35 protein-coding genes are annotated in these 19,349 nt (G+C 32.5%); 34 read left to right on the top strand and 1 reads right to left on the bottom strand.

Features of this window, described 5'->3' with window-relative positions; translation table 11 throughout:
- Positions 1–76 precede the first annotated feature (76 nt).
- Entirely contained in the window at positions 77–1,444 is a 1,368-nt protein-coding gene (locus tag WKH56_RS20120) for a DNA sulfur modification protein DndB (protein ID WP_342836363.1), read from the top strand.
- The gene (locus WKH56_RS20115) at positions 1,441–2,484 is read left to right on the top strand and encodes a phage lytic cycle repressor MrpR family protein (RefSeq protein WP_342836362.1); all 1,044 of its coding nucleotides are present in this window, start codon (positions 1,441–1,443) and stop codon (positions 2,482–2,484) included. The genes WKH56_RS20120 and WKH56_RS20115 overlap by 4 nt, the downstream gene beginning before the upstream one ends.
- Positions 2,485–2,811: 327 nt before the next feature.
- Here the strand turns inward: WKH56_RS20115 and WKH56_RS20110 are convergent, their stop codons facing one another.
- Positions 2,812–3,027, bottom strand: a complete 216-nt coding sequence (locus WKH56_RS20110; protein ID WP_342836361.1) for a helix-turn-helix domain-containing protein — start codon at positions 3,025–3,027, stop codon at positions 2,812–2,814.
- 242 nt (positions 3,028–3,269) lie between these two features.
- Here WKH56_RS20110 and WKH56_RS20105 point away from each other — a divergent pair, with 242 nt between their 5' ends.
- The 32 genes from WKH56_RS20105 (at position 3,270) to WKH56_RS19950 (ending at position 19,337) form a co-directional block, all read left to right on the top strand.
- Complete coding sequence (locus WKH56_RS20105; protein ID WP_342836360.1) at positions 3,270–3,539, top strand: hypothetical protein; 270 nt, start codon at positions 3,270–3,272, stop codon at positions 3,537–3,539.
- A 399-nt stretch (positions 3,540–3,938) separates the two neighbouring features.
- Positions 3,939–4,136 (top strand): hypothetical protein, encoded by a 198-nt coding sequence (locus WKH56_RS20100; protein WP_342836359.1) that lies wholly within the window; start codon positions 3,939–3,941, stop codon positions 4,134–4,136.
- A gap of 132 nt (positions 4,137–4,268) precedes the next feature.
- Positions 4,269–4,463, top strand: coding sequence for a hypothetical protein (locus WKH56_RS20095; protein WP_342836358.1), 195 nt, complete (start codon positions 4,269–4,271; stop codon positions 4,461–4,463).
- 221 nt (positions 4,464–4,684) lie between these two features.
- The gene (locus tag WKH56_RS20090; RefSeq protein ID WP_342836357.1) at positions 4,685–5,434 is read left to right on the top strand and encodes a DUF3603 family protein; all 750 of its coding nucleotides are present in this window, start codon (positions 4,685–4,687) and stop codon (positions 5,432–5,434) included.
- A gap of 17 nt (positions 5,435–5,451) precedes the next feature.
- Positions 5,452–5,766, top strand: coding sequence for a hypothetical protein (locus tag WKH56_RS20085; RefSeq protein WP_342836356.1), 315 nt, complete (start codon positions 5,452–5,454; stop codon positions 5,764–5,766).
- 56 nt (positions 5,767–5,822) lie between these two features.
- Positions 5,823–6,068, top strand: coding sequence for an IDEAL domain-containing protein (locus tag WKH56_RS20080; protein WP_342836354.1), 246 nt, complete (start codon positions 5,823–5,825; stop codon positions 6,066–6,068).
- The gene (locus tag WKH56_RS20075; protein WP_342836353.1) at positions 6,056–6,454 is read left to right on the top strand and encodes a hypothetical protein; all 399 of its coding nucleotides are present in this window, start codon (positions 6,056–6,058) and stop codon (positions 6,452–6,454) included. Before WKH56_RS20080 ends, WKH56_RS20075 begins: the two co-directional genes overlap by 13 nt.
- Before the next feature lie 23 nt (positions 6,455–6,477).
- Complete coding sequence (locus tag WKH56_RS20070) at positions 6,478–6,627, top strand: hypothetical protein (protein WP_342836352.1); 150 nt, start codon at positions 6,478–6,480, stop codon at positions 6,625–6,627.
- Between the two features lie 26 nt (positions 6,628–6,653).
- Positions 6,654–6,803, top strand: coding sequence for a hypothetical protein (locus tag WKH56_RS20065; protein ID WP_342836351.1), 150 nt, complete (start codon positions 6,654–6,656; stop codon positions 6,801–6,803).
- 13 nt (positions 6,804–6,816) lie between these two features.
- On the top strand, positions 6,817–6,990 hold the full coding sequence (locus WKH56_RS20060; protein WP_342836349.1) for a hypothetical protein: 174 nt from the start codon (positions 6,817–6,819) through the stop codon (positions 6,988–6,990).
- Positions 6,991–7,010: 20 nt separating this feature from the next.
- Positions 7,011–8,279: a Gabija anti-defense Gad2 family protein gene (locus WKH56_RS20055; protein ID WP_481861966.1), complete on the top strand. Its 1,269-nt coding sequence runs from the start codon at positions 7,011–7,013 to the stop codon at positions 8,277–8,279.
- A gap of 49 nt (positions 8,280–8,328) precedes the next feature.
- Complete coding sequence (locus WKH56_RS20050) at positions 8,329–8,616, top strand: hypothetical protein (RefSeq protein ID WP_342836346.1); 288 nt, start codon at positions 8,329–8,331, stop codon at positions 8,614–8,616.
- 61 nt (positions 8,617–8,677) lie between these two features.
- Positions 8,678–9,013, top strand: coding sequence for a hypothetical protein (locus tag WKH56_RS20045; RefSeq protein ID WP_342836344.1), 336 nt, complete (start codon positions 8,678–8,680; stop codon positions 9,011–9,013).
- Positions 9,014–9,059: 46 nt separating this feature from the next.
- Positions 9,060–9,329, top strand: coding sequence for a hypothetical protein (locus tag WKH56_RS20040; protein WP_342836342.1), 270 nt, complete (start codon positions 9,060–9,062; stop codon positions 9,327–9,329).
- Positions 9,326–9,727: a hypothetical protein gene (locus WKH56_RS20035; protein ID WP_342836340.1), complete on the top strand. Its 402-nt coding sequence runs from the start codon at positions 9,326–9,328 to the stop codon at positions 9,725–9,727. The genes WKH56_RS20040 and WKH56_RS20035 overlap by 4 nt, the downstream gene beginning before the upstream one ends.
- A gap of 45 nt (positions 9,728–9,772) precedes the next feature.
- A complete protein-coding gene (locus WKH56_RS20030; RefSeq protein ID WP_342836338.1) occupies positions 9,773–10,654 on the top strand; it encodes a DNA adenine methylase in 882 nt (293 codons plus the stop codon).
- Between the two features lie 75 nt (positions 10,655–10,729).
- Positions 10,730–11,104 carry a hypothetical protein gene (locus tag WKH56_RS20025; RefSeq protein WP_342836337.1) on the top strand — a complete coding sequence of 125 codons (375 nt, stop codon included), beginning with the start codon at positions 10,730–10,732 and terminating at the stop codon, positions 11,102–11,104.
- Between the two features lie 20 nt (positions 11,105–11,124).
- Positions 11,125–11,529: a hypothetical protein gene (locus WKH56_RS20020; RefSeq protein WP_342836335.1), complete on the top strand. Its 405-nt coding sequence runs from the start codon at positions 11,125–11,127 to the stop codon at positions 11,527–11,529.
- A gap of 22 nt (positions 11,530–11,551) precedes the next feature.
- Positions 11,552–12,163, top strand: a complete 612-nt coding sequence (locus WKH56_RS20015; protein ID WP_342836333.1) for a hypothetical protein — start codon at positions 11,552–11,554, stop codon at positions 12,161–12,163.
- 107 nt (positions 12,164–12,270) lie between these two features.
- Positions 12,271–12,435 (top strand): hypothetical protein, encoded by a 165-nt coding sequence (locus tag WKH56_RS20010; RefSeq protein WP_342836332.1) that lies wholly within the window; start codon positions 12,271–12,273, stop codon positions 12,433–12,435.
- Positions 12,419–12,571 carry a hypothetical protein gene (locus WKH56_RS20005; protein ID WP_342836331.1) on the top strand — a complete coding sequence of 51 codons (153 nt, stop codon included), beginning with the start codon at positions 12,419–12,421 and terminating at the stop codon, positions 12,569–12,571. Before WKH56_RS20010 ends, WKH56_RS20005 begins: the two co-directional genes overlap by 17 nt.
- An 11-nt stretch (positions 12,572–12,582) precedes the next feature.
- Positions 12,583–12,978 (top strand): hypothetical protein, encoded by a 396-nt coding sequence (locus tag WKH56_RS20000; RefSeq protein ID WP_342836329.1) that lies wholly within the window; start codon positions 12,583–12,585, stop codon positions 12,976–12,978.
- 30 nt (positions 12,979–13,008) lie between these two features.
- A complete protein-coding gene (locus WKH56_RS19995) occupies positions 13,009–13,731 on the top strand; it encodes a hypothetical protein (RefSeq protein WP_342836328.1) in 723 nt (240 codons plus the stop codon).
- 171 nt (positions 13,732–13,902) lie between these two features.
- Entirely contained in the window at positions 13,903–14,031 is a 129-nt protein-coding gene (locus WKH56_RS19990; RefSeq protein WP_342836326.1) for a hypothetical protein, read from the top strand.
- Positions 14,032–14,183: 152 nt separating this feature from the next.
- Positions 14,184–14,387 carry a hypothetical protein gene (locus WKH56_RS19985; protein WP_342836324.1) on the top strand — a complete coding sequence of 68 codons (204 nt, stop codon included), beginning with the start codon at positions 14,184–14,186 and terminating at the stop codon, positions 14,385–14,387.
- A 2-nt stretch (positions 14,388–14,389) separates the two neighbouring features.
- The gene (locus WKH56_RS19980) at positions 14,390–14,644 is read left to right on the top strand and encodes a hypothetical protein (RefSeq protein ID WP_342836322.1); all 255 of its coding nucleotides are present in this window, start codon (positions 14,390–14,392) and stop codon (positions 14,642–14,644) included.
- A gap of 21 nt (positions 14,645–14,665) precedes the next feature.
- Positions 14,666–14,821, top strand: a complete 156-nt coding sequence (locus tag WKH56_RS19975; protein WP_342836320.1) for a hypothetical protein — start codon at positions 14,666–14,668, stop codon at positions 14,819–14,821.
- Between the two features lie 16 nt (positions 14,822–14,837).
- Entirely contained in the window at positions 14,838–15,083 is a 246-nt protein-coding gene (locus WKH56_RS19970) for a hypothetical protein (protein ID WP_342836318.1), read from the top strand.
- 145 nt (positions 15,084–15,228) lie between these two features.
- Positions 15,229–16,167 carry a hypothetical protein gene (locus WKH56_RS19965; RefSeq protein ID WP_342836316.1) on the top strand — a complete coding sequence of 313 codons (939 nt, stop codon included), beginning with the start codon at positions 15,229–15,231 and terminating at the stop codon, positions 16,165–16,167.
- 107 nt (positions 16,168–16,274) lie between these two features.
- A complete protein-coding gene (locus WKH56_RS19960; protein WP_342836314.1) occupies positions 16,275–17,255 on the top strand; it encodes an ATP-binding protein in 981 nt (326 codons plus the stop codon).
- Positions 17,256–17,316: 61 nt separating this feature from the next.
- On the top strand, positions 17,317–17,796 hold the full coding sequence (locus WKH56_RS19955) for a hypothetical protein (protein ID WP_342836312.1): 480 nt from the start codon (positions 17,317–17,319) through the stop codon (positions 17,794–17,796).
- Between the two features lie 14 nt (positions 17,797–17,810).
- The gene (locus tag WKH56_RS19950) at positions 17,811–19,337 is read left to right on the top strand and encodes a DnaB-like helicase C-terminal domain-containing protein (protein ID WP_342836311.1); all 1,527 of its coding nucleotides are present in this window, start codon (positions 17,811–17,813) and stop codon (positions 19,335–19,337) included.
- Positions 19,338–19,349: the final 12 nt, after the last annotated feature.

The raw sequence follows: 19,349 nt of genomic DNA, 5'->3' as shown, positions 1-19,349 counted from the left end.
AAAAATAGACGTTTACAATATCGATGTACTAGGATATACTGATTATAGAGACTAATTTTGAGAGTAGGTGTTGGATGTGAGAAGAGGTAAAAGTACCGAAGAACTAATTGAGAAACTTGTTCCAGTAATTGAGGATGTTAGAAATAACAAGGCTAAAATGAAAATATTAGAAAGCGGTCTTGAAAAGAATTATATCCGATATGGAAGGATTAGAAAATACTTTTTGAATCCTAAAGAGGAACTTAGTCAAATTGACCCAAGAGAATTACTTTTAATTACAAAACAGTTAAACGTGATTAAACCTGATCCAGAAGTTCACTATTCAGCGTTTTTCACTGATAAGGAAATTGAGAGTGCAGAGCTTTTCAACCCAACAATCAATGATGAACCCGATATGGATTTCCCATTAACACTAAATAATTTTATGCAAGTGTCAGCGAACGTATATATTGGTGTGTTAGATATTAAAGAGATCAGTAAAATATATACAAATAGATTGTTAAGATATAACTTTGATTATCAACGTGAGGCATCACATGTTCAAAGAGCAAATGGTACAATTGAGAAAGTTCCCAAATTAAATGTAAACTCTGTAAAAGATATAGCGAAAGAAACATTAAATGGAACACTATCTACAACTACATTAACTTGGAATGCGTTGGCTTTCTCATCGGAAGATGGAGAAGAAATTACATTTACACCGAGTAAAATGAGACTAACAATTAATAAAGGAACACGCTTGGACATTCTTGATGGGATGCACCGTATTAATGGTATTGTAGATGCGTTACATGAAAATCCAAATCTAGAACACAATATGACAATTATGATTACCAACTTTGATACGGCAGAAGCTCAGAAACATTTAGCTCAAATCAGTAAAATTAATGAAATAAGCAGAGAACACATCAAATCTTTAGAAAAGACTCGACTATCTGATTTTGTAGTAGATCAAATTAATAAGAAATCTGACTTAAAAGATAGAATAGCTACAGGTAAAACACCTAATATTGCTCATAAAGAATTAACTACATTTAACATTTTATCTTCTGTGATAGAAGAAGAATTTACAATAATGACTAAAATAGAAGCAAAAGATATTTCAGAGGAACTTATTGCATTCTTTGATTATCTGGTAGATGCTTTTCCTGAAGAATTTATTACTAACTATCAAGAAACTTACAAAGAATCAGCCATCAATGATCCGAACATGTTTGCTGGATACATTGTGTTAGCTAAACGTATGAGAAATGAAGGAATTAAATATAGAAAAGTAAAAGATATTCTAAGCAACATTGATTTTAAATTAGATAATCCTATGTGGACAGATTTCGGTATCTTAAATAAGAATGGAACTAGAAAATCCCCTACAATTAAAACACGAGACGCTATCAAAAAATTCTTTAATAACATAGAAGTAGTAGAAGGGGAGACTATATCATGATGACAGTAAATAATGCAGTACTTTATAATGAAGAACGGAAAATGGAGTTTTTAGAGAGATATGAACTGGACGGAACTAAAGAAACTGTTAAACGTATTTTCAAATATAGTGCGAACATAGAGAATCAATTGGATAAGGACTTATGTGATTTCAATTTAAATGAAGTAGAAGAATTAATGTATGGTTTATCACCAATGAGTTTTGCTTCATCTAGAAATAATGCTTCATACATTAATGCTTATATTGTATGGTGCATCAGTAATGGACGGTCAACATCGAATAACTTCAGTCCATTACATGGAAGAACATTATCTTATTACAAACAATTTGTAGATTTTTCATCTAAGATTTATTTTAGTAAAACTGAGCTAGAAGAGGATATCATTGGTAATTCTGTAAACTATCAGGATAAAGCATTCATGCAGCTATTATTTGAAGGAGCATTTGGACATCAATTATCTGAGATATTGAATATTACTAAAGATGATGTTGACTATGATACAAATGAGATTGTGTTGAAGGATAGTGCATTTGATGAACCAAGAACATTAACTTTTTCTGATAAGTGTATGAATTATGTGAGTATCGCATTTAACCAAAATACTTTCCAAATGAAAAACGGGCGTTCGAATCGTGCTAATGCAACAACTGAAGTTTTAGATACTGACTATTTAATTCGTAATTTAAAACATAGTCGCACACGTTTTAATGAAGAGAATGAACCAGCAGATCGTCATATCTTCTACAGACGTTTTGATGATTTAAAGAAATTCTTTGACATGCCATTCTTGAATGCAAAGAGTACCCAACAATCAGGTATGATTTATAAGATGTATGAGGAATACATGAAACATGGGGATATTGTATTTGATGAAAAAGGAATACTGAAGAATGAATACATGGATGTTATCTTAGAGAGATTTGGAATTGGAAGAAACAAGAAGTACCAGCAACGCATGGCTTATCGTGCTTACTTGAACAGAGAGATCATGGAACAATTATACAGTGAAGTTGATATTGAAAATGATAATCAAAACTAATAAATAATAAATTTTAAATCATACCGTCTAGTCTGTAACGGACTAGACAACTTACTACATATTACCGAAGAAACAAGATACTTAAGTAACATAAATATTAAATGGAAGAAATAAACAAAATGGAAACAAAAAGAAGAAATCGCAATAATTTTACAGTGAAAACGGTTAAATATTCCTTTTTCCTACATTTCGACAAAAAAAGACATGTACATGCGAATTAATTTGTTATATGATTAATCTTGAAATTGAGACTAATTTCACAATTTGATTCCAATAATCAACCAGTTGGTTGATGGAAACCTAGACGTGAGACACGAACACTCACGCCTAGTCTCGTCTCCATTCGTATAAGTCTTGGGCGTTACACTTTAGAACTCTAGAAATTGCAACGGCTGTGGTCAGGGACATACCTTTAGAACCCTTAGCATACAAACTGATCTGGTTCTTGTGTATCCCTGTCTTTTCAGCTAGTTCCACTTGTGACATCCCAAATTTGTCTAGGTGATGTTGGAGGAGACATTTTCCTTGTTGTAAATAAGCCATATGTGGAAATCCTCCTGCATTAAGGAAAACAAAATGCATTCTTATTTTAGCAAGATTCACCAATAAAGGAAAGATATTTTTAAATGGCGTGCAAAACGCTGGAAATTACCAGATAGAAAAGGTATAATAAGAACAAGTGTTCTAAATATAACTATAGTTATATTGAACAAATCAAAGAATCTTCAAAATGGTTAGAAAATTAAAAATATAAAAAAATTAAAAATGCGAGGGGAAAATAAATTATGAAAAAGTTTGTAGGTAGAGTGTCAATCACTATGGATGTAACAACTTTGGTTTCAGCACATGGAGTAGAAGCTGCTGAGGAATTAGTTTACCGAATCATGTCAGAGATTGAGCAGTCCTCAAATACTACTTTTGTTACTTCACAAGAAAATTTACATACTTTTGGCGTAGATAATGTGGACTGTAATTATGAAAGTGTCGAGCCAGCAGATGAGGAGGAGTACACTGACCAAGAGTTCACTGAAAAAGAAGAGGCTTACAAAAAATAAAAGACTACTGTTGGCGCAGTAGTCCGATGATTGGGATGCGAAATGTTCTAAATTGTATACAAAATGCATATTTCACATCCTTAAATGCTTTTGACACACTTATTCTAACATGAATGAGAATGTAATGAAACAGGTAATTTTTAAAAGTAAATTAAATTTAACGCTTATGTAAAAAGAAATGAAATAAAATTTACAAATGTAAAAAACGTTGTCAGTCACCTGTTTGATAATGGGTGACTTTTTATTTACTTAAATGGAAACAGAGTAGTACTATATAATTATAGTTACCCTACATCAACACAAAATAAACTATTAAAAACACATTAAAATTATTGAATATCTTTCCAAAAATGCTATAATTAACACGATAAAACTTAATATGGGAAAAGAGGAGTATGATTGTTCAATAAAACTTGTACTGTAGAGGAACTGAATGCTTTTAGAGAACAGCTAATGGATTATGCTCTGTTGCAACATGAAGTGAGTAATGGAGAGAATAAGAAGGCTAGGGAAGTAATTAAAGCACTACAGACTTGTGATCGTATAGTAAGAGAAGCATGGGAAGAAAAAGAGAAGCATGGACATTTCAAATGGTGAGATGTCCGTCCTACATATTAATGAACAGTATAAAATAAAAATTAAAAAATTATAAAAATATTGTTGACTTAGTATAATGTGGATGATATTATAATATTAAGAAATACGAAACAACAAAGCAAGGTGATGAAAATGAAAGAATTAGAAGAGTTGTTAGCAACTAAGAAAATACATAAAGCAATGAGAGCATTGAATAATGCTTTGAAATTAATTGAAGAAGGTAATTTGAGGATGGGTAAAGGCGAGATAGATTTTGCAGAATATCACACTATCGCAGCCAAAAGCCTCATTGAAGCCGAAATAGACAACAATGAAGGAGGTGAATAGATCATGGAAAACACTTTTGGATTAGCTGAAATCGCAGTATTTATGGAAGAGTATTACGAAGCAACAAAATAATAAATAAAGTTAATAAATTAATAATTACTTACATATAATGATAACAACAAGACAATGTTAACCTTCCAATTCACAGGTTACTCGATGAATAGGCTCTTGTAGCTTGTGAATGAAGCAAGTAAATCTCAAATTAAAGGGAGATGAAGGAGATGAAACAAAGCTACATTGCAAACGTTGATATAAATTGGATTATGAACGAAAGTAATGGATATAACGTGCCAGAGTTTCACGAGTGGATGAAGGAAGAAGAACATACTAGATACTCTAGCTTACCTATTGTAAAGGTGACAAAGGAGTTATTCGATCATATCGAAAATACACTTGAATATATACCAGAACAACTACTAAAAGACATCGAAAACAAAGCAGAATACTTCTTGAATTACCAAAGAAAGATTGAACAGTATGCTTTCATCATCACTACTGGAGCCAATACATTAGCAGTAGGAACGAATGGATTAAAAGTACCGATGAAGAAGAGTCGATTAGAGCCTAAACAGGGGTTTGATGTGATTGAAAAGTCTCATGCCTTAGAAACAGTAGAATACGAGTTTAAGAAGAAAGAACGTATCTACAGCTACTTATCACTCGAACCTTCAGCATTAATTGGATTAGTGAGAAAAGAGCGACATAAGAAACAAGTATTATTTGCTGCATTAGATGACTTACGATATGCAGAAGTTAAAAATGTAGAAAAGTTAAAATACTTATGGGGAGAATATTCAGACACTCCTTTGAAGAAAAAGAATTATACATATGATGGCTTAATTAATAAGCTAGGAGAAGAAATGAAGCAAGGATGGTCTGAAAGGCACGATAGAGTGGCTAAAGTGCTGACTAAACATGATCCATACTTAAATGAATTATATACAGCTTATGACAAACGGAAAGCAAAATAAAGAAAGTGGGAGAGTGAATGGACATAGAAAACGTACTGTTTTACAGGAAAGTAGGAGATAAGAAATTCCTACCTAATACTAATACAACAGAAGATATTGCACTAATTGAGAAAGCATCAGTGAGTGAGAGTCCAAATGGATTATGTTTTAGAAACTGTAAATTAACTGAGTATTTAAATGAATATCAAAGTAAAGGATTGGATTATTATATTAATACTGGAAAGACAATGTTGATGAAAATGGAAGGTGAGAAGGCTGTTACTGTAAGAATCATTAGAAAATGGCAAGAATCATGGATGGGATATAATATTGATGTGGAGATTCTTGAGTAATATTTAGATGAAATTGCTCTTTTATAGAAACTTAAAAAATTAGGAGGATGAGAAGAATGCATGAAGGATTTGAGTGGAAGATGGTTAATTCAAAAACTAATGAAGTTGTTGCCGAAGGAAAAACAGCTAGCACATACGATTTAAAAACTTCAAGCATGAGTGATGAAGAAATGTTATATATGCTAGATCAGAACATTGACATGGCTTTAGCTACAAATGATAGAAGTTGGTTTATGGAGTTAGCCAGTCAAAGAAATGATTTACTCAAGAAAATGGAGGAGGAAATAAGATGGGGAAAGTAAAAGTATCTAAAGAATTAGGATTAGCGATGGACGTACTTAAAGATTTAATTGGAATAGACGAAATGTATAAGTTTGAAAATGTTCTAAGTCACTATAAGAAAAGTACTAAATATACAGGACAGCATCAAGAAGCAATTAACACTATTGTAAACTTTGTCAAAGCAAGCAAAGGGAATCGAATTACATATTATAATGCCCTGCAACATGGATATGATCGTCCGTTATCTCCAGAAGAAAAAGTTTTTGCTCATTATGAAGAGAAAAGAAAAGCAACATTAGATAATTTTACAAACTCTAATAAATTTCATGAGTCTCTTGGAGAGTTAAAAGGAATTAAGCAAACATTGAACTTACTAGGAATTAACATTGAGGGAATTAATAACTAAGTTTAAATTAAGGAGGGATTGGAATGGGTAGAAAATGGTGGGAGAAATGGATTGGAGATACTTGTTTCTATTGTGGATTCTTTGGAGCAGGGGATGTAAGAGTGGGAGTTTCAATTGGTAATAAAGAAGGTTCAATTGATTTATTAATCTTTACAGTTGGATTTATGAGATAAAAACAGAGAGAAAAGGATGATTTAACATGACAAGTGCAGAACAAACACTAATCAACGTAAATAGATATGTATTAGCTTTAACAGGATATGTGAAAGATGAGAAAATCATCAATAAACTTTATGATGTGTCAGGTGAAATCATGGATCATTTGAATAAGAATAAAGCTAATAAATAAACGAGGTGAGGAATTGAATGTTTCGAAAGACGAACTGACTAATAGAGTAAAAGAAGCGTATTTTGAAATGGTTCATTACAGTGGATTTCCTGAAAAAGATGTAATTAATATTATTAAAGGTCAGCTAATGATGGATGGAGTTTCTAGCGAGTTAATTGAGGAACTAACTAGAAATTTAGGTAAATAAATTAAAGAGGAGAGGATAAAGTGAGCTTTATATTTGAGAAGAATAAGTTGTACGCTTATCTAGGGAAAGATTTAGTGGAAACAATGAAAGCTTATAAAGTGTTTATTGCTGGAGGGACTATAACAAGCTTATTTACCAACAAAGAAATCAATGACATCGACATATACTTTAGATGCGAAGAAGATGCGGTCGGCTTTTTGGTAGATGTTTGGGAAGATAAGGGATATGTAGTTTCTCATACTAAAAAAGCAACACAATTAATGATGTACGGTGATGGTGAAAGTATTAATATTCAGCTAATCCATTTCAATTACTTCAATAGTGCAACTGAGATATTTGAACGATTCGACTTTACATCATGTATGGGTTGCTTTGACTTTGAAAAAGAAGAGTTTATCTTACACGATGACTTCCTAAAACATAATGCACAACGTGTTTTAAAGTTTAATAGTGCCACTGCATATCCAATCGTATCGCTATTGCGAGTTAAGAAATATGAGGAGAAAGGATTTAGAATCTCTAAGCCTGAATTCATTCGAATTGCTTTAACTTGTATGAATCTAAATATTAATACATATGAAGAATTAAAAGATCATCTTGGAGGCATGTACGGTATTAACTACGACAAACTATTTGAAGATGTAAATGATGAAGAGTTTGATTTACAAGAAGCTGTTGATAAGATTGCAGACATTGCATTAAGCGAAGATTATTTTATCAAGCCTACTCCAGTCGAATTTAAAGACTTAGATGAATTAGCAGAAAATATCTCAACAAAACCTAAGAAGTATATGAATGCCAACGATACACATGTGATTGTTGATTACAGAGGACTACTAAGAACTGTAGAAAAAGTTCCAGAAAATAAAGTAGAGATTGACCCAAATACATATTTCGATACAGTTAAATTCTATAAATATGTCAAAAAGGTAGATGGTAAGTACAAAAGCTTCTATGAGAAGTCATTTGAATACATAATTGGAGAAACAGTCGTAGCAAAAGAATCTGATAGTCGTTGGGCAAGCGATCATGCTGGTAAATTACATTTTAGTGAAAAGAAAGAAATCAGAAATGCGGAATATAGTAACAAAGATGGAGCTGCATTAATCGAAGTTAAAATTAATAAAGAAGATTTTGTAGAAGCAGATGATGGTCATATTCTTGCTAAAAAATGCTTTGTAATTCGAGAAGTACCTAAAGAAGAGTATGAAAGCTTTACAACAAATAAGCGAATTAGCGAAGATGATGAGTTAATGTCAATCTTTGGTGGGAAATTTAAGTTTCAATAAATCAGGCATTTTAAAGTGAATTAATTAAAAATTATTAGGAGGAATTATAATGTCAAAACAATATAAAATTAAAAGTTTGGAAGGAATTAACTGGGATGATCATAACGATTGCAGCAATCCTGATTATAAAATTATTTTTAATGACCTATTAGGATCAAGAGCAATTGAAGTAGGAGATGTTGTTGAAGTTAGCTATGAATACATTGAGTCGTTAGAGAAAACTGTCTACTATGTTACTTTCAACAAACCAAACGTGATTTACTTAGAAGAAGGATTCTTTTTAGATGAATGCAAGGTTCTATTCGGAGAGGATTTCAACTACGGAGTATCCGAATAAGCTTTAAAGTAAAACCGACATTTGATCTAAAATAAATTATAGCAAACTGGAGGAATAAATAATGATGTACATTGAGAATGTGGTATTTTATGAAATGTCAGAAAATAAGTATCTGCCCAACTTACCGAAAAAAGTTTCAGTGGTTGAATATGCATATGCAAAAGAGGATGGAGATATTTTAGAATTGGAAAAAGCTGAATTTGAAGAAAATCATGTTGAGTTTTATGATGCTAGAGATGAAAAGAAAAAATTCTTCATCAATATTGATAATAATAAAAAAGTTTTAAAAGTAGAAGTAATTGACGCAGAGAGTAAACAATTTGACGGATATCGAATCGTTCTAAAAGTCTTAGACTGTTTTGAAAAGGAGATTAAAGAAGGGGTCGCATTCGAATAATTCTGTATGAAATCAATATTTCAAGCAGAAATGAGGAGGAGAGAGCGTGAAAATTAAGTTTAACAATGGCAGTGAGATTAAGTCTACAGTTAGTCAAGGGACTGTTAGAGGGAAGAGTGCTGAGAATTTCTACAGTGGACTTAAAGAGGAGTGGAAAGCAAACAACACAGTCATCTTAAATGGTGGTATTGTAGGAATTTATAATGACGGAGAATTACCTATTATGGTCAGTAGGTTGGCAGATTATTATGATGTGAGTACAACTGACTTTATCATTACACAAGGCAATCCATACGAGGAAGGATTGATCAGATGAGTGAAATATTTAATAAGAATGGTAGCTTATCTAAAAGAGCACCTAAAAAATATGAGTGTAAAGACTGCCAGCATATAACATCTAAGCCTGCTACATTAAAAACTGCATTCGCTAAGTTTAATATATGTGACGCATGTGGAGGCAGCTTAAAGAAACGGGACGTATACATAGAATGGGATAAAAGAAGTACTGGTCAATGGGAAATGGAAGAAAAGATTATCGCATATGTAAAAGAAAAAGAAGAGGTTTCCAAAGATAACATGACTGACTATTTTGAGGAAAGAAAGAATCGTTCGTTTCCTGTGGTTTCTATATTCAGTAAAACTTTAGGTGATTTAGTATGGAATGGAAAATTAAAGGTTCGCAGAGAAGAAGGAAAAGTATTTTATTCACTGTAAAATAGACTTTTTATTTAAAATAAATAAATTAAAAGGAAGTGTAATATGACAAAAACTAAAACAGAAAAATTAACTATTCCTTGTGCATACCAAGGAGGGAAACAACGAATTGCAAAAGATATTGTGGATATATTCTTTAAAGAAAACGAAATTGATGACGAAACAAAGTTTTATGATCTATGCTGCGGTAGTGGAGCAGTGTCTATTGAATTAATCAGTAGAGGTATAAACCCTAGTAATATAGTAATGGTTGACAAAAGTGTATGGGGTTCATTTTGGCAAAAAATCGGCAACGGAGAATTTAGTACGGATGTATTCAAGCTATACATCGACAACATTCCTAAAGACATCTCACAGATTAAGTCGTTTGCTGAAAATATGTCTAAACAACCTGCAAATGATGGGCTATTTGATAACATGGTTTATAAATTTCTAATCCTTCAAGCATGTTCATTTGGAAGTAAGGCTTTATGGGTAGAGAATAATACATGGAAAAATACAAGCTTTAGAAACTATTGGCTACCGACAGAAACATCTAATAGAAAAAGTCCTGTGAACCCTATGATGCCGATGCCAGACACGTTATTCAGGAGGGTTGAAGTGATTCTAGAAAAAATGGAAGGCTTAACTGGCTATTGTGGTGATGTTACTGATATTACAACAGTAGAAAATAATAGCGTTGTTTACATAGACCCACCTTATAAAAATACTACAGGATATGGATTTAACTTTGACGTTGATACATATGTACATGAGTTACAGTCGAATATTAAACTACATAACAAGAAAGCTAAAATTTATGTTTCTGAAGGCTATAAAATGTCAGAAAATGCACATTTGATCTCAAGTAAACGAGGCAAGGGGGGTATTTCTGGAGAGAGAAAGTCAGCAAATGAAGAATGGTTAAGTGTATTTACATATAATTAATAAATTAATACATAATTAAATTTCAATAAAACTACCCTTTTATACACAAATTAATTATAAATAAGGAGTGATAAAATGAAGATTAATATGGAAGTCGATTTAACTGTTGAGAATTTAGACTACATTGAAAAAGTGTTCAGTCAATATGATGAATCCACAGAAGAGATAAATGAAATTAAAGGAAGAGCGATTATTCATATGTATCCCAAGTCAGATACTCACAATAAAAATGGTTCACTGGATGGATTTATTGACGCTCTGTTCTTTGAGGCACATATCTACGATGTAGATAATAACAGAGTATATAGAACAGGTGCTACTAAAGATGAGATTCAAATAGATGTAGAAAGCAGAGTTAGATTCTTTAAGGACTTGAGTACAATGATTATTATTAATACACCTATCAAGATTAGATATGGTCAGTCAATGACTGTTTATAGCTCTAAGTAAAAAATAATGGAGGAAAATGAATGAAGAAAACATCAACAACTATTAACACACAAGAACGCATTACAAAAATCTTAGTAGACAATGGATATCCTGAAGATGCTAAAATTGCTCATATTGATTATGATCCATCTGTAACATTAGATAATTATGACGAAAGAATTGTAGATTCAGTGGAACATAATGGCGATTACATACTAGTAGCAAATAAGATTGATAAAGCTTTAAATAAATTAATTAATGCAAAATTAGTATCTAAAGGGTTAACTGAGGAAGAACGTGCCGACTTAAAGGACATTAAGTATACAGTGGGAGACATTACATTAGTTAATGAGTTACCAGAAGCAAGTGATCCATATTGGAAACATAATAAAATTACAGCAACAATTTATTTACCTGTAAAGGTAGAATACATATTTAATACATAATGAGATGGAATGAGGGAGAAGGATGAAAGCTAAACTTAAGCTTATCCTGCTGACAGCCCTTATAGCAATCGCAGCTTCATTTATAGCAAATACAGTTTCAAATGCACATAGATTAGAACCAGTAAAAATTGTTCAGCAGCAAAAAGAGGGGAAATATGCATCACAGATGATTAATGAGGAGACTCTGTATGGAAAGATAAATACTAATCCAGAGATTGAGCCATTTAAGCAACCATTGACTGATGTGTCAAAAGATAAGAATGATAATTGGTTGGGGGAAAGAGAGACTAGATTTATAGTTAAAGGTACATACGGTTCACCATTTAAGCTTAAAGATGTAAAGATTAAATACATAGATCAGGAAAATGGAATAGTTCACGCTACATATCCGAAAACAAAAATAACTGTGAGTATTCCTTATCATGGAGTTTCCACTGAGAAAGTAAAAGGTGGGCTTCGTAGAGAAATGAATGAAGAAGAGAAGAAACAATACATAACTCAGAAAGAAAATGACTTAGAAGTAAGATATAACAATGACAAAAACATAATTAAGCAAGCAGATTTATACAAGCAAGATGCAGTTAGAATGATGTGGATGAATATACCGAATGTAAAAGCAATTGTTTTTGAATAAATAGAGGAGAGGTTAAGTCCTCTCCAATGTGTAGGTGAAACATATAGCCATGTGTAACTAAAGTATACCCAAATTTAGTCTAATATACACGAAAAAAGGAGATGAACATGAAAACAGTATTTAAATATATAGTGTACGTAATTGAAACATTTGAATATAACCTGTTCTTTAGGAGCTTCTATGGATCAGATATATCGCCATTTGCAAACTTAGACATTAAATCATTCAGAGGACATTTAGAGAGGAATGAAGAGGATGCAGACACTAATTGATTTTAGTTTAATCATCTTATTAGCTTTAGCAGCATTTTCAGTTATTTATTTTGTAAGAGTGAAAGAGAATGGATTCGCTATTCTCACATTATTCATTGCGTTATTCAGCATAATTATTGTAGCTATTAATCGCTAGGAGGAGATAGGATGTTAGAGTTGAGAGATAAGTTTATTGAAAATGGAATTCCTTATGATGATATTGACCCTGAAATGATTGAACTACTGGACGTATTTAATTTTCATCTAGGATTAAAAACACAGTTCTGTTGCTATGGTCATAATCATAGTTCTCCAACAAACAGACAAACAGAAATTATATTCGATAAGTCAGTAACAGACGAAGATATCTATCATTTAGCAGAACAAACAGGAGGAGCATATTTACATATCACATTCAATAAGTGGGTTAGGTATTATCCAGTAATGAGCAATTGGACAATGAATTTAGGAGTTACATATGAGGATCAAGACTCACCAGAAAAGAAAAAGTATACAGATGAAGTAGTAGAGGTCTTACGTAACTGTAAGCCTAGAACAACATAATAAATTATAAAAATAGAGGAGAATACATATATGACAAACATTAGAAAAATATTACAGCGAGGAATGGAAGTAGGGTTAATTGACTTAGGAGATTTTGCAGATATTACAGTCGATAGCAAGAATAAAACACATGAGGTTATTAGATTTAGAGATGAGTACGTTACAGTGAAAAGCTTAAGCTCAGGAGCAATTACAACATTCTTTGATTTTGACTTACACTATATCGCACCATCTATACATTCAGATTACCATCCACACACGTTAAAGGTACGTTTAACACTATTGGAGATTTCTTCTCGTGCATTTGATGAGTACAGAAGCACAAAAAATAATGAAGATATTAGCATGGAAGAGGCATGTAGGAAGTTAACTCGTAATGTGATTTTAGCCCAAGAGAAATACACTGATCCAAGTGATGAGCGCTACATTGGTAAGAAAGCATACAATTACGGCTATCTATTTATTGTAGTGAAGGACATTAACGGTAAAAAGGTAATTACATTTATTAAGAACGATAAAAAAGACAATAATACAGAACAGCTTGATAATGATACAAATAATAACCGCACAAAACAACGTAAGTTTAGCAAAGACCAACGCATGTATGTGCAGCTTAATGAGCGTTTAGGTATCAAGGATGACCATGAAGTTGTTGTCAATGTTAAACCTGAAGTAGAAGTAGTGTATAAAGCAGCACCAGTGAAAGAAGAGAAAGATAGTCTGTTTAAGAAGTTCGTAAAACTTTTCAAATAAAAACAAATAAATTATAAAAATAGTGTTGACGATACATAAGATTCATAGTAAGATAAGTACATAGACAAGGAACACTAAGTTAAATTGGCTAAAGAAAATAAAGTTAAAAAATTATAAAAAAGTTATTGACGTTAAAACAAAGACATGATAAGATAAGGAAGTGGTTAGGAAATGGTTCAAATCAAATTGAGCAAGCTTACTAACAACAAGATGATCTTTAGTTTTGATGGTAAATTAAACTTAGCAAGACAAGGAAACAAAGTAACAGTTAGCAAGTCGAATACATACTTAGCGAAATGATTTAAAAGCAATTAAATTATTAAAGGAGGTGACTGAGAGTGAGTCTTGAGAAACCATAATCCTTAAATAGCGGAGCATAGATGAGATTAGCAGAGTTTAGAGTAGTAGCTGAGTTTTTAGTAGAGATAAGGTGAGTCAGAGGAGTTGAAGCGATGAATAGAAAGAATACTCATGAATTACACTTAGAAGCTAGAGAAGTAGAAGTTGGATTACAAGAGCTTAAAGGTAAAATTCTAGAGGATATGACTGAAAGATTAAATAAAGGTGAAAACGTTGATCGTTTGAAAGATATAATTCAAAAAATTGATCAAGAGATAAGTAATGCGATTAACATTTATCATGTAGAGGAGGAATAAAGATGGAATTTAAAATTATTCAAGGTGATAAAGTTATTGGAACAGGTGACACTGTACCAGCAAAGAGCTTAAGTTTTGATAATAGTGTTAAAACACCAAAACATTTAACACTTAAGAAAAGTGGAGAAGAGCTTTATACGAAAATGAAGGAGTTTGCTGGAAGAACAATGAAAATGGATATTGGAAAAGATATCTCAGGCAATTTTAAAATTAGCTTGAATGAAAATGAAGACATCATCCTTGATGAAGTTCTTTAAAGATAAAAAGGAGGGTTAACAATGGAATGGCACACTGAAGAATATCGTGAACAGTTACGAAAAGAGATTGAGCTTCTTGATCGAAAATCTTTACTCCTTAAGGTTATGAACATCAGTTTAGAAAAAGGTGAAGATGTAACTGAGATTGAAAATAAAATTAAAGCATTAGGAATTTAAGAGGAGGAGAAATTAAATGAAAAACTTTAACTATGCTGAAATTATCAAAGGTGCTACTTTAGAAAGTGAAGAAGTTGTCAATAAGACAGTTGAAACAATGTTAAGTAAAACCACTAAAGAAGTGATCGAAGACTTAGCTGCTAACTGGAATAGCTTTAAAGAAGAAACAAAAGCAAAACTAGCAGTAGATATTGCAGGGCGATACAATTTAGCTCGAACTATCTCACTAATGAATGGTTTGAACGCACAATTAAGCAATTAACACACAATATGTAGATTAATAATAGAATTTAAATACTACATATAGATATACTAACTGTATAAAATATAACTTTTATCGCAATACATAATTAACGAAAATGAGTAAATAGCAAATAAATTATAATTATATCGGAGGAATTTATATTATGACAAACCAAACAACTATTCGCCAAGGTGAAAACACAGTAGAAATCACAGGAGTTTTAGCAGAAAATCGTTTAGAGTATTACACTTCTCAAGATAAACGTGAATTTATTCGTGGTCAATTTGACATTAAAACTGCTACTGATGAAATTCAAACAATCCATGTGTTCTCTTCTAAGCTTAAAAAAGACGGATCAGAAAGTGCAGGATTTAAAGGTTTCGAAACAGTAATGAACGAATACAAATCAATTCAAGATGCTGGAGAAGAAGCAGCAGATAAAGTTGAAGTACGAAACGGAACTCTTGAAATGAATGATTATGTTGGTGGTGACGGACAGGTTAAGTCATACCCACAATTCTCTACATTCTTTGTGAGTCGTCTAAGAGCAGGAGAAGAGTTTAAACCAAAGGCTGAATTAACAGTCGAAGGTTACATTCAATCAATCTCAGCAGAAGTTAAAAATGAGGAAGAAACTGGTCGCTTAAAGTTAAAACTTGTTGTAGCTCTATTTGGAGGAGCAGTTGCACCATTTGAATTTATTGCACCGTCAGGAGAGATTGCAGAGTACATTGATGAGAACTGGGAAGTAGGTCAAACGGTTACTCTGTACGCTGATATTGTTAACCGAGTAGAAAAGAAAGAAATTGCTCAAGCAGTGTCATTCGGTAAACCTAAAACAAAAACAGTTACTAATAGCGTTCGTGAGTACGTAATCACTGGTGGAAGTGAGCCATATGAAGAAGAAAACGCTAAGTCTTACTCTACAGAAGTAATCAAGAAAGCTTTAGCAGAACGAGAAGTTAAGCTAGAAGAGTTGAAAAACAAAAAGAAAGATGGAAAGAAAGAAGCTCCTAAGAAAGCAGGCTTTGGAAAAGCAGTAGCTAAGAAAGAGAAACCTGCGGAAACAATTGACATTGATGAAGATTCACTTCCGTTTTAATAGTTAATAAATTAATACATATAAGTTAAATAGGATATTAAGATGAGAGGGTGGAAACCTCATCCTCTCTAACAAAAAATATTAAATTAATTGGAGGAAATACATATATGACATTCGATATCTTTAATCCACAGGTTTCAGTAGTAGCAAAAGGTTTAGACGGTAAAATGATTCTAGTTTACGGAAACAACTCTACAGGAAAAACAAAACAGGCAACACGTATGAAAAAGCCTTTCTACTTAGGATTTGAAGATGGTATTCGTGCAATTAGTGGAGTTCCGTTTTTGCCGATTAACAACTGGAGAGACTTCAAGAAAGTAAATAAGCAACTGACTGATCCTAAAACATTAGATAAAGCAAAAGAACTTTATCAAACTATCATCTTCGATGAAGTATTTACTGCTGCACGTTATTGCCAAGACTTCTTATGCAAAAAGCATGGAGTTGAAACTATTGGTGAAGGAAACAACGGTTATGGACTATGGAAAGAATACGAAAATGAGTTCTGGACTGAACTAGACAAGTTGATGAAGTCAGGGTTTACTTTATTGTTCATCGGTCACGAGCAAAAAGATAATGATACTAATCAAATCATTCCAAAGGGCGATGCACGTAGTATGCAACCTATCCGAGACAACGCTGACGTTGTTGCTTACTTGACTTCAAATGGAATCGATGAAGATGGAAAAGTAGTTAAATCATCTGCATGGTTTGCTGAAACAGAAAACTTCTTTGCTCGATCTCGCTTTGACTACATTGACACACACCTTGAAGAGTTTACAGCAGAGAACTTAGAAAAAATGATTTCAGATGCAATTGAGCGTCAAGAAGAAGCGGAAGGAGTTAAAGCAGTTACATACGAAGAACAAAAAGAGTCTTACACATCTGAAGAGCTTGACTATGACAAAATCATGCAAGAGTTGAAAACAGTTGCGGGTCAGTTCCAAAAAGCTGATAAATGGGATGAACTGACAGAGATTGTGGAGAAACATTTGGGAGAAGGAAAACGAGTTACAGAGTGTAAGAAAGGGCAAGTTCAAGTCATGGCTGTAATTTTAGATGAACTGTTAGATTTATTAGCTGAATAATTGAATGAAGGGGGTAAAGGTTTTCTTTGCTCCCTTTAGTTTTAAGTAGAGGATGGTGTGAATGGCGAGAAAAGTTAAATGTCCTCATTGTGAAAAAATGATGGAAAAAGAGGAAGCAGTCTCACATCAAAAAAGATATTATCACGAGGCTTGCTTAAAGGATAAGCAGAAATCAATTGAGGATCGCAAAGATTTAATTGCATACATATGTGAGCTATATAGAATTGATGCTCCAACAGGAATGATGTTAAAGCAAATTAAGGAATTCGAAACAGATTTCAAATATAAATTAAAAGGAATCGAGTTAGCTTTAAGGTATTTCTACGAAACCAGTGAGAACAACCCTCGTGAGGGAGATGGAATAGGGATTGTTCCTTACGTTTACGAGAAAGCAAAGAAACATTACATACTGAAAAAAAATGTGGAGAAGAGTGTAAAAGAGGCAGCAGGAAAAGAAATTAAGCAAAAGGTAGTAACTGTTAAATCTCCTGAGATGAAAGTTAAAAAGAAAATAGAGCAGATAGACATGAACGCATTATAAGTGAGGTGTAGAGGTTGGCAGTATTTGATAAACGGGCAGCATTTCAAGTAATTGGTTGTTTACTACAGAAACCATCTTTACTTGAAGAAGAAAAGTACCCAATTAGTGTAGAAGATTTTAAGGTAAACAATGAACCATTTTATAAAATTGTATTCGCAGCAATTAACAACTTATACAGTCAAGGTATTGAAGATATTGATTTTGTAATGATTGATAGCTTTCTTTCTAGCTATGATATTCAATATAAGATTTTCTTAGACAATGATGGAATTGAGTACTTACAGAATGCAGAAGAAAATAGCAAGATAAAAAATTATGAATATAACTACAATCGAATTAAAAAGTTCAGCTTATTAAGAGCGTATAGTGAAGCAGGTTTTAACATCACAGAAATCTATGATGACTCTATTGTTTCTCCTAGAGAAAGTGAAGAAATGATGGAAGAGTTTGACAAGATGAAAATTGACGATATCGTTAACCATTTTGAAGAAAAGCAGCTAAAAATTAGAAACGTGTTTCTTACTGATGAGAACAAAGTCACTCAACATGCCAGTAAAGGAGCAAAAGATTTAATTAAGAAATATCAAGAAGAGCCTGACTTTGGTATTTCCTTAATCGGGAATCTGCAAAACACAATCTTTCGTGGCGCAAAAACTAAAACTGTAATGCTTAGATCAGCCCCACAAAACACAGGTAAAACAAGGATTGCATTGGCAGAAGCTACAGATATGGCTATTGATGAGTTTTATGATTTAAAAGCCAAGAAGTGGGTTAAGCGAAATAGATGCGAAAATGTACTGTACATAAGTACTGAAATGGAAGCTGAATTGTTGCAACCTACAATTCTAGCCTATATCAGTGGAGTTAAAGAAGAAAAGATTAAAGATGGGCTATGCGATGAAGAAGAATTCGAACGTGTTGAAAAAGCAACTGAAATCTTAGATAGAACAAATTTCTGGATTGAATACATACCTAACTTCAACACTCAGTTAATTGAAACTGTTATCAAAACACATATCATCGAGAATAAAGCACAATATATCTACTTTGACTATATCCACCTTTCTGTTCAAATTCTTCAAGAAATGGCTGAAATGTCACGAGGTATGTCTTTACGTGAAGATATGGTACTTTACATGTTCATGTTCCGACTGGTTCAAATTGCAGAAAAATTCAACGTACATATTACTACAGCTTCTCAGTTAAATGGTGAATGGAAAGAAGCTAAGGATGCTGACCAAAACTTACTACGTGGATCAAAAGCAATGGCAGATAAGATTCAAAAAGGTATGATTGCATTAGTGCCAACTAAAGCTGATATGGAAGCTCTAGAGCCTATCTTAAGAGAAGGATTTTATCCTACTCCAAACATTGTTTATCACATCTATAAGAATCGTATGACAAAACATAAGAACGTAAAACTGTGGTTACATATTGATTATGATACTATGCGTATCGAAGAGCTATTCTTAACAACGAATGACTACGAACTTATTGACATTCAACCGACTGAAATCAAAACAGAAGAACCTATTTTTTAAGGGGTGAGCATC

The organism is Priestia sp. SB1, from assembly GCF_038898415.1.
This window is presented reverse-complemented; position numbering and strand designations above follow the sequence as displayed.

Coding starts and splice junctions, on each gene's coding strand:
- WKH56_RS20115 (WP_342836362.1), top strand. CDS start 1,441: ATGATGACAGTAAATAATGCAGTACTTTATAATGAAGAACGGAAAATG.
- WKH56_RS20110 (WP_342836361.1), bottom strand. CDS start 3,027: ATGGCTTATTTACAACAAGGAAAATGTCTCCTCCAACATCACCTAGAC.
- WKH56_RS20105 (WP_342836360.1), top strand. CDS start 3,270: ATGAAAAAGTTTGTAGGTAGAGTGTCAATCACTATGGATGTAACAACT.
- WKH56_RS20095 (WP_342836358.1), top strand. CDS start 4,269: ATGAAAGAATTAGAAGAGTTGTTAGCAACTAAGAAAATACATAAAGCA.
- WKH56_RS20090 (WP_342836357.1), top strand. CDS start 4,685: ATGAAACAAAGCTACATTGCAAACGTTGATATAAATTGGATTATGAAC.
- WKH56_RS20085 (WP_342836356.1), top strand. CDS start 5,452: ATGGACATAGAAAACGTACTGTTTTACAGGAAAGTAGGAGATAAGAAA.
- WKH56_RS20080 (WP_342836354.1), top strand. CDS start 5,823: ATGCATGAAGGATTTGAGTGGAAGATGGTTAATTCAAAAACTAATGAA.
- WKH56_RS20075 (WP_342836353.1), top strand. CDS start 6,056: ATGGGGAAAGTAAAAGTATCTAAAGAATTAGGATTAGCGATGGACGTA.
- WKH56_RS20070 (WP_342836352.1), top strand. CDS start 6,478: ATGGGTAGAAAATGGTGGGAGAAATGGATTGGAGATACTTGTTTCTAT.
- WKH56_RS20065 (WP_342836351.1), top strand. CDS start 6,654: ATGACAAGTGCAGAACAAACACTAATCAACGTAAATAGATATGTATTA.
- WKH56_RS20050 (WP_342836346.1), top strand. CDS start 8,329: ATGTCAAAACAATATAAAATTAAAAGTTTGGAAGGAATTAACTGGGAT.
- WKH56_RS20045 (WP_342836344.1), top strand. CDS start 8,678: ATGATGTACATTGAGAATGTGGTATTTTATGAAATGTCAGAAAATAAG.
- WKH56_RS20035 (WP_342836340.1), top strand. CDS start 9,326: ATGAGTGAAATATTTAATAAGAATGGTAGCTTATCTAAAAGAGCACCT.
- WKH56_RS20030 (WP_342836338.1), top strand. CDS start 9,773: ATGACAAAAACTAAAACAGAAAAATTAACTATTCCTTGTGCATACCAA.
- WKH56_RS20025 (WP_342836337.1), top strand. CDS start 10,730: ATGAAGATTAATATGGAAGTCGATTTAACTGTTGAGAATTTAGACTAC.
- WKH56_RS20020 (WP_342836335.1), top strand. CDS start 11,125: ATGAAGAAAACATCAACAACTATTAACACACAAGAACGCATTACAAAA.
- WKH56_RS20015 (WP_342836333.1), top strand. CDS start 11,552: ATGAAAGCTAAACTTAAGCTTATCCTGCTGACAGCCCTTATAGCAATC.
- WKH56_RS20010 (WP_342836332.1), top strand. CDS start 12,271: ATGAAAACAGTATTTAAATATATAGTGTACGTAATTGAAACATTTGAA.
- WKH56_RS20005 (WP_342836331.1), top strand. CDS start 12,419: ATGCAGACACTAATTGATTTTAGTTTAATCATCTTATTAGCTTTAGCA.
- WKH56_RS20000 (WP_342836329.1), top strand. CDS start 12,583: ATGTTAGAGTTGAGAGATAAGTTTATTGAAAATGGAATTCCTTATGAT.
- WKH56_RS19995 (WP_342836328.1), top strand. CDS start 13,009: ATGACAAACATTAGAAAAATATTACAGCGAGGAATGGAAGTAGGGTTA.
- WKH56_RS19990 (WP_342836326.1), top strand. CDS start 13,903: ATGGTTCAAATCAAATTGAGCAAGCTTACTAACAACAAGATGATCTTT.
- WKH56_RS19985 (WP_342836324.1), top strand. CDS start 14,184: ATGAATAGAAAGAATACTCATGAATTACACTTAGAAGCTAGAGAAGTA.
- WKH56_RS19980 (WP_342836322.1), top strand. CDS start 14,390: ATGGAATTTAAAATTATTCAAGGTGATAAAGTTATTGGAACAGGTGAC.
- WKH56_RS19975 (WP_342836320.1), top strand. CDS start 14,666: ATGGAATGGCACACTGAAGAATATCGTGAACAGTTACGAAAAGAGATT.
- WKH56_RS19970 (WP_342836318.1), top strand. CDS start 14,838: ATGAAAAACTTTAACTATGCTGAAATTATCAAAGGTGCTACTTTAGAA.
- WKH56_RS19965 (WP_342836316.1), top strand. CDS start 15,229: ATGACAAACCAAACAACTATTCGCCAAGGTGAAAACACAGTAGAAATC.
- WKH56_RS19960 (WP_342836314.1), top strand. CDS start 16,275: ATGACATTCGATATCTTTAATCCACAGGTTTCAGTAGTAGCAAAAGGT.
- WKH56_RS19955 (WP_342836312.1), top strand. CDS start 17,317: ATGGCGAGAAAAGTTAAATGTCCTCATTGTGAAAAAATGATGGAAAAA.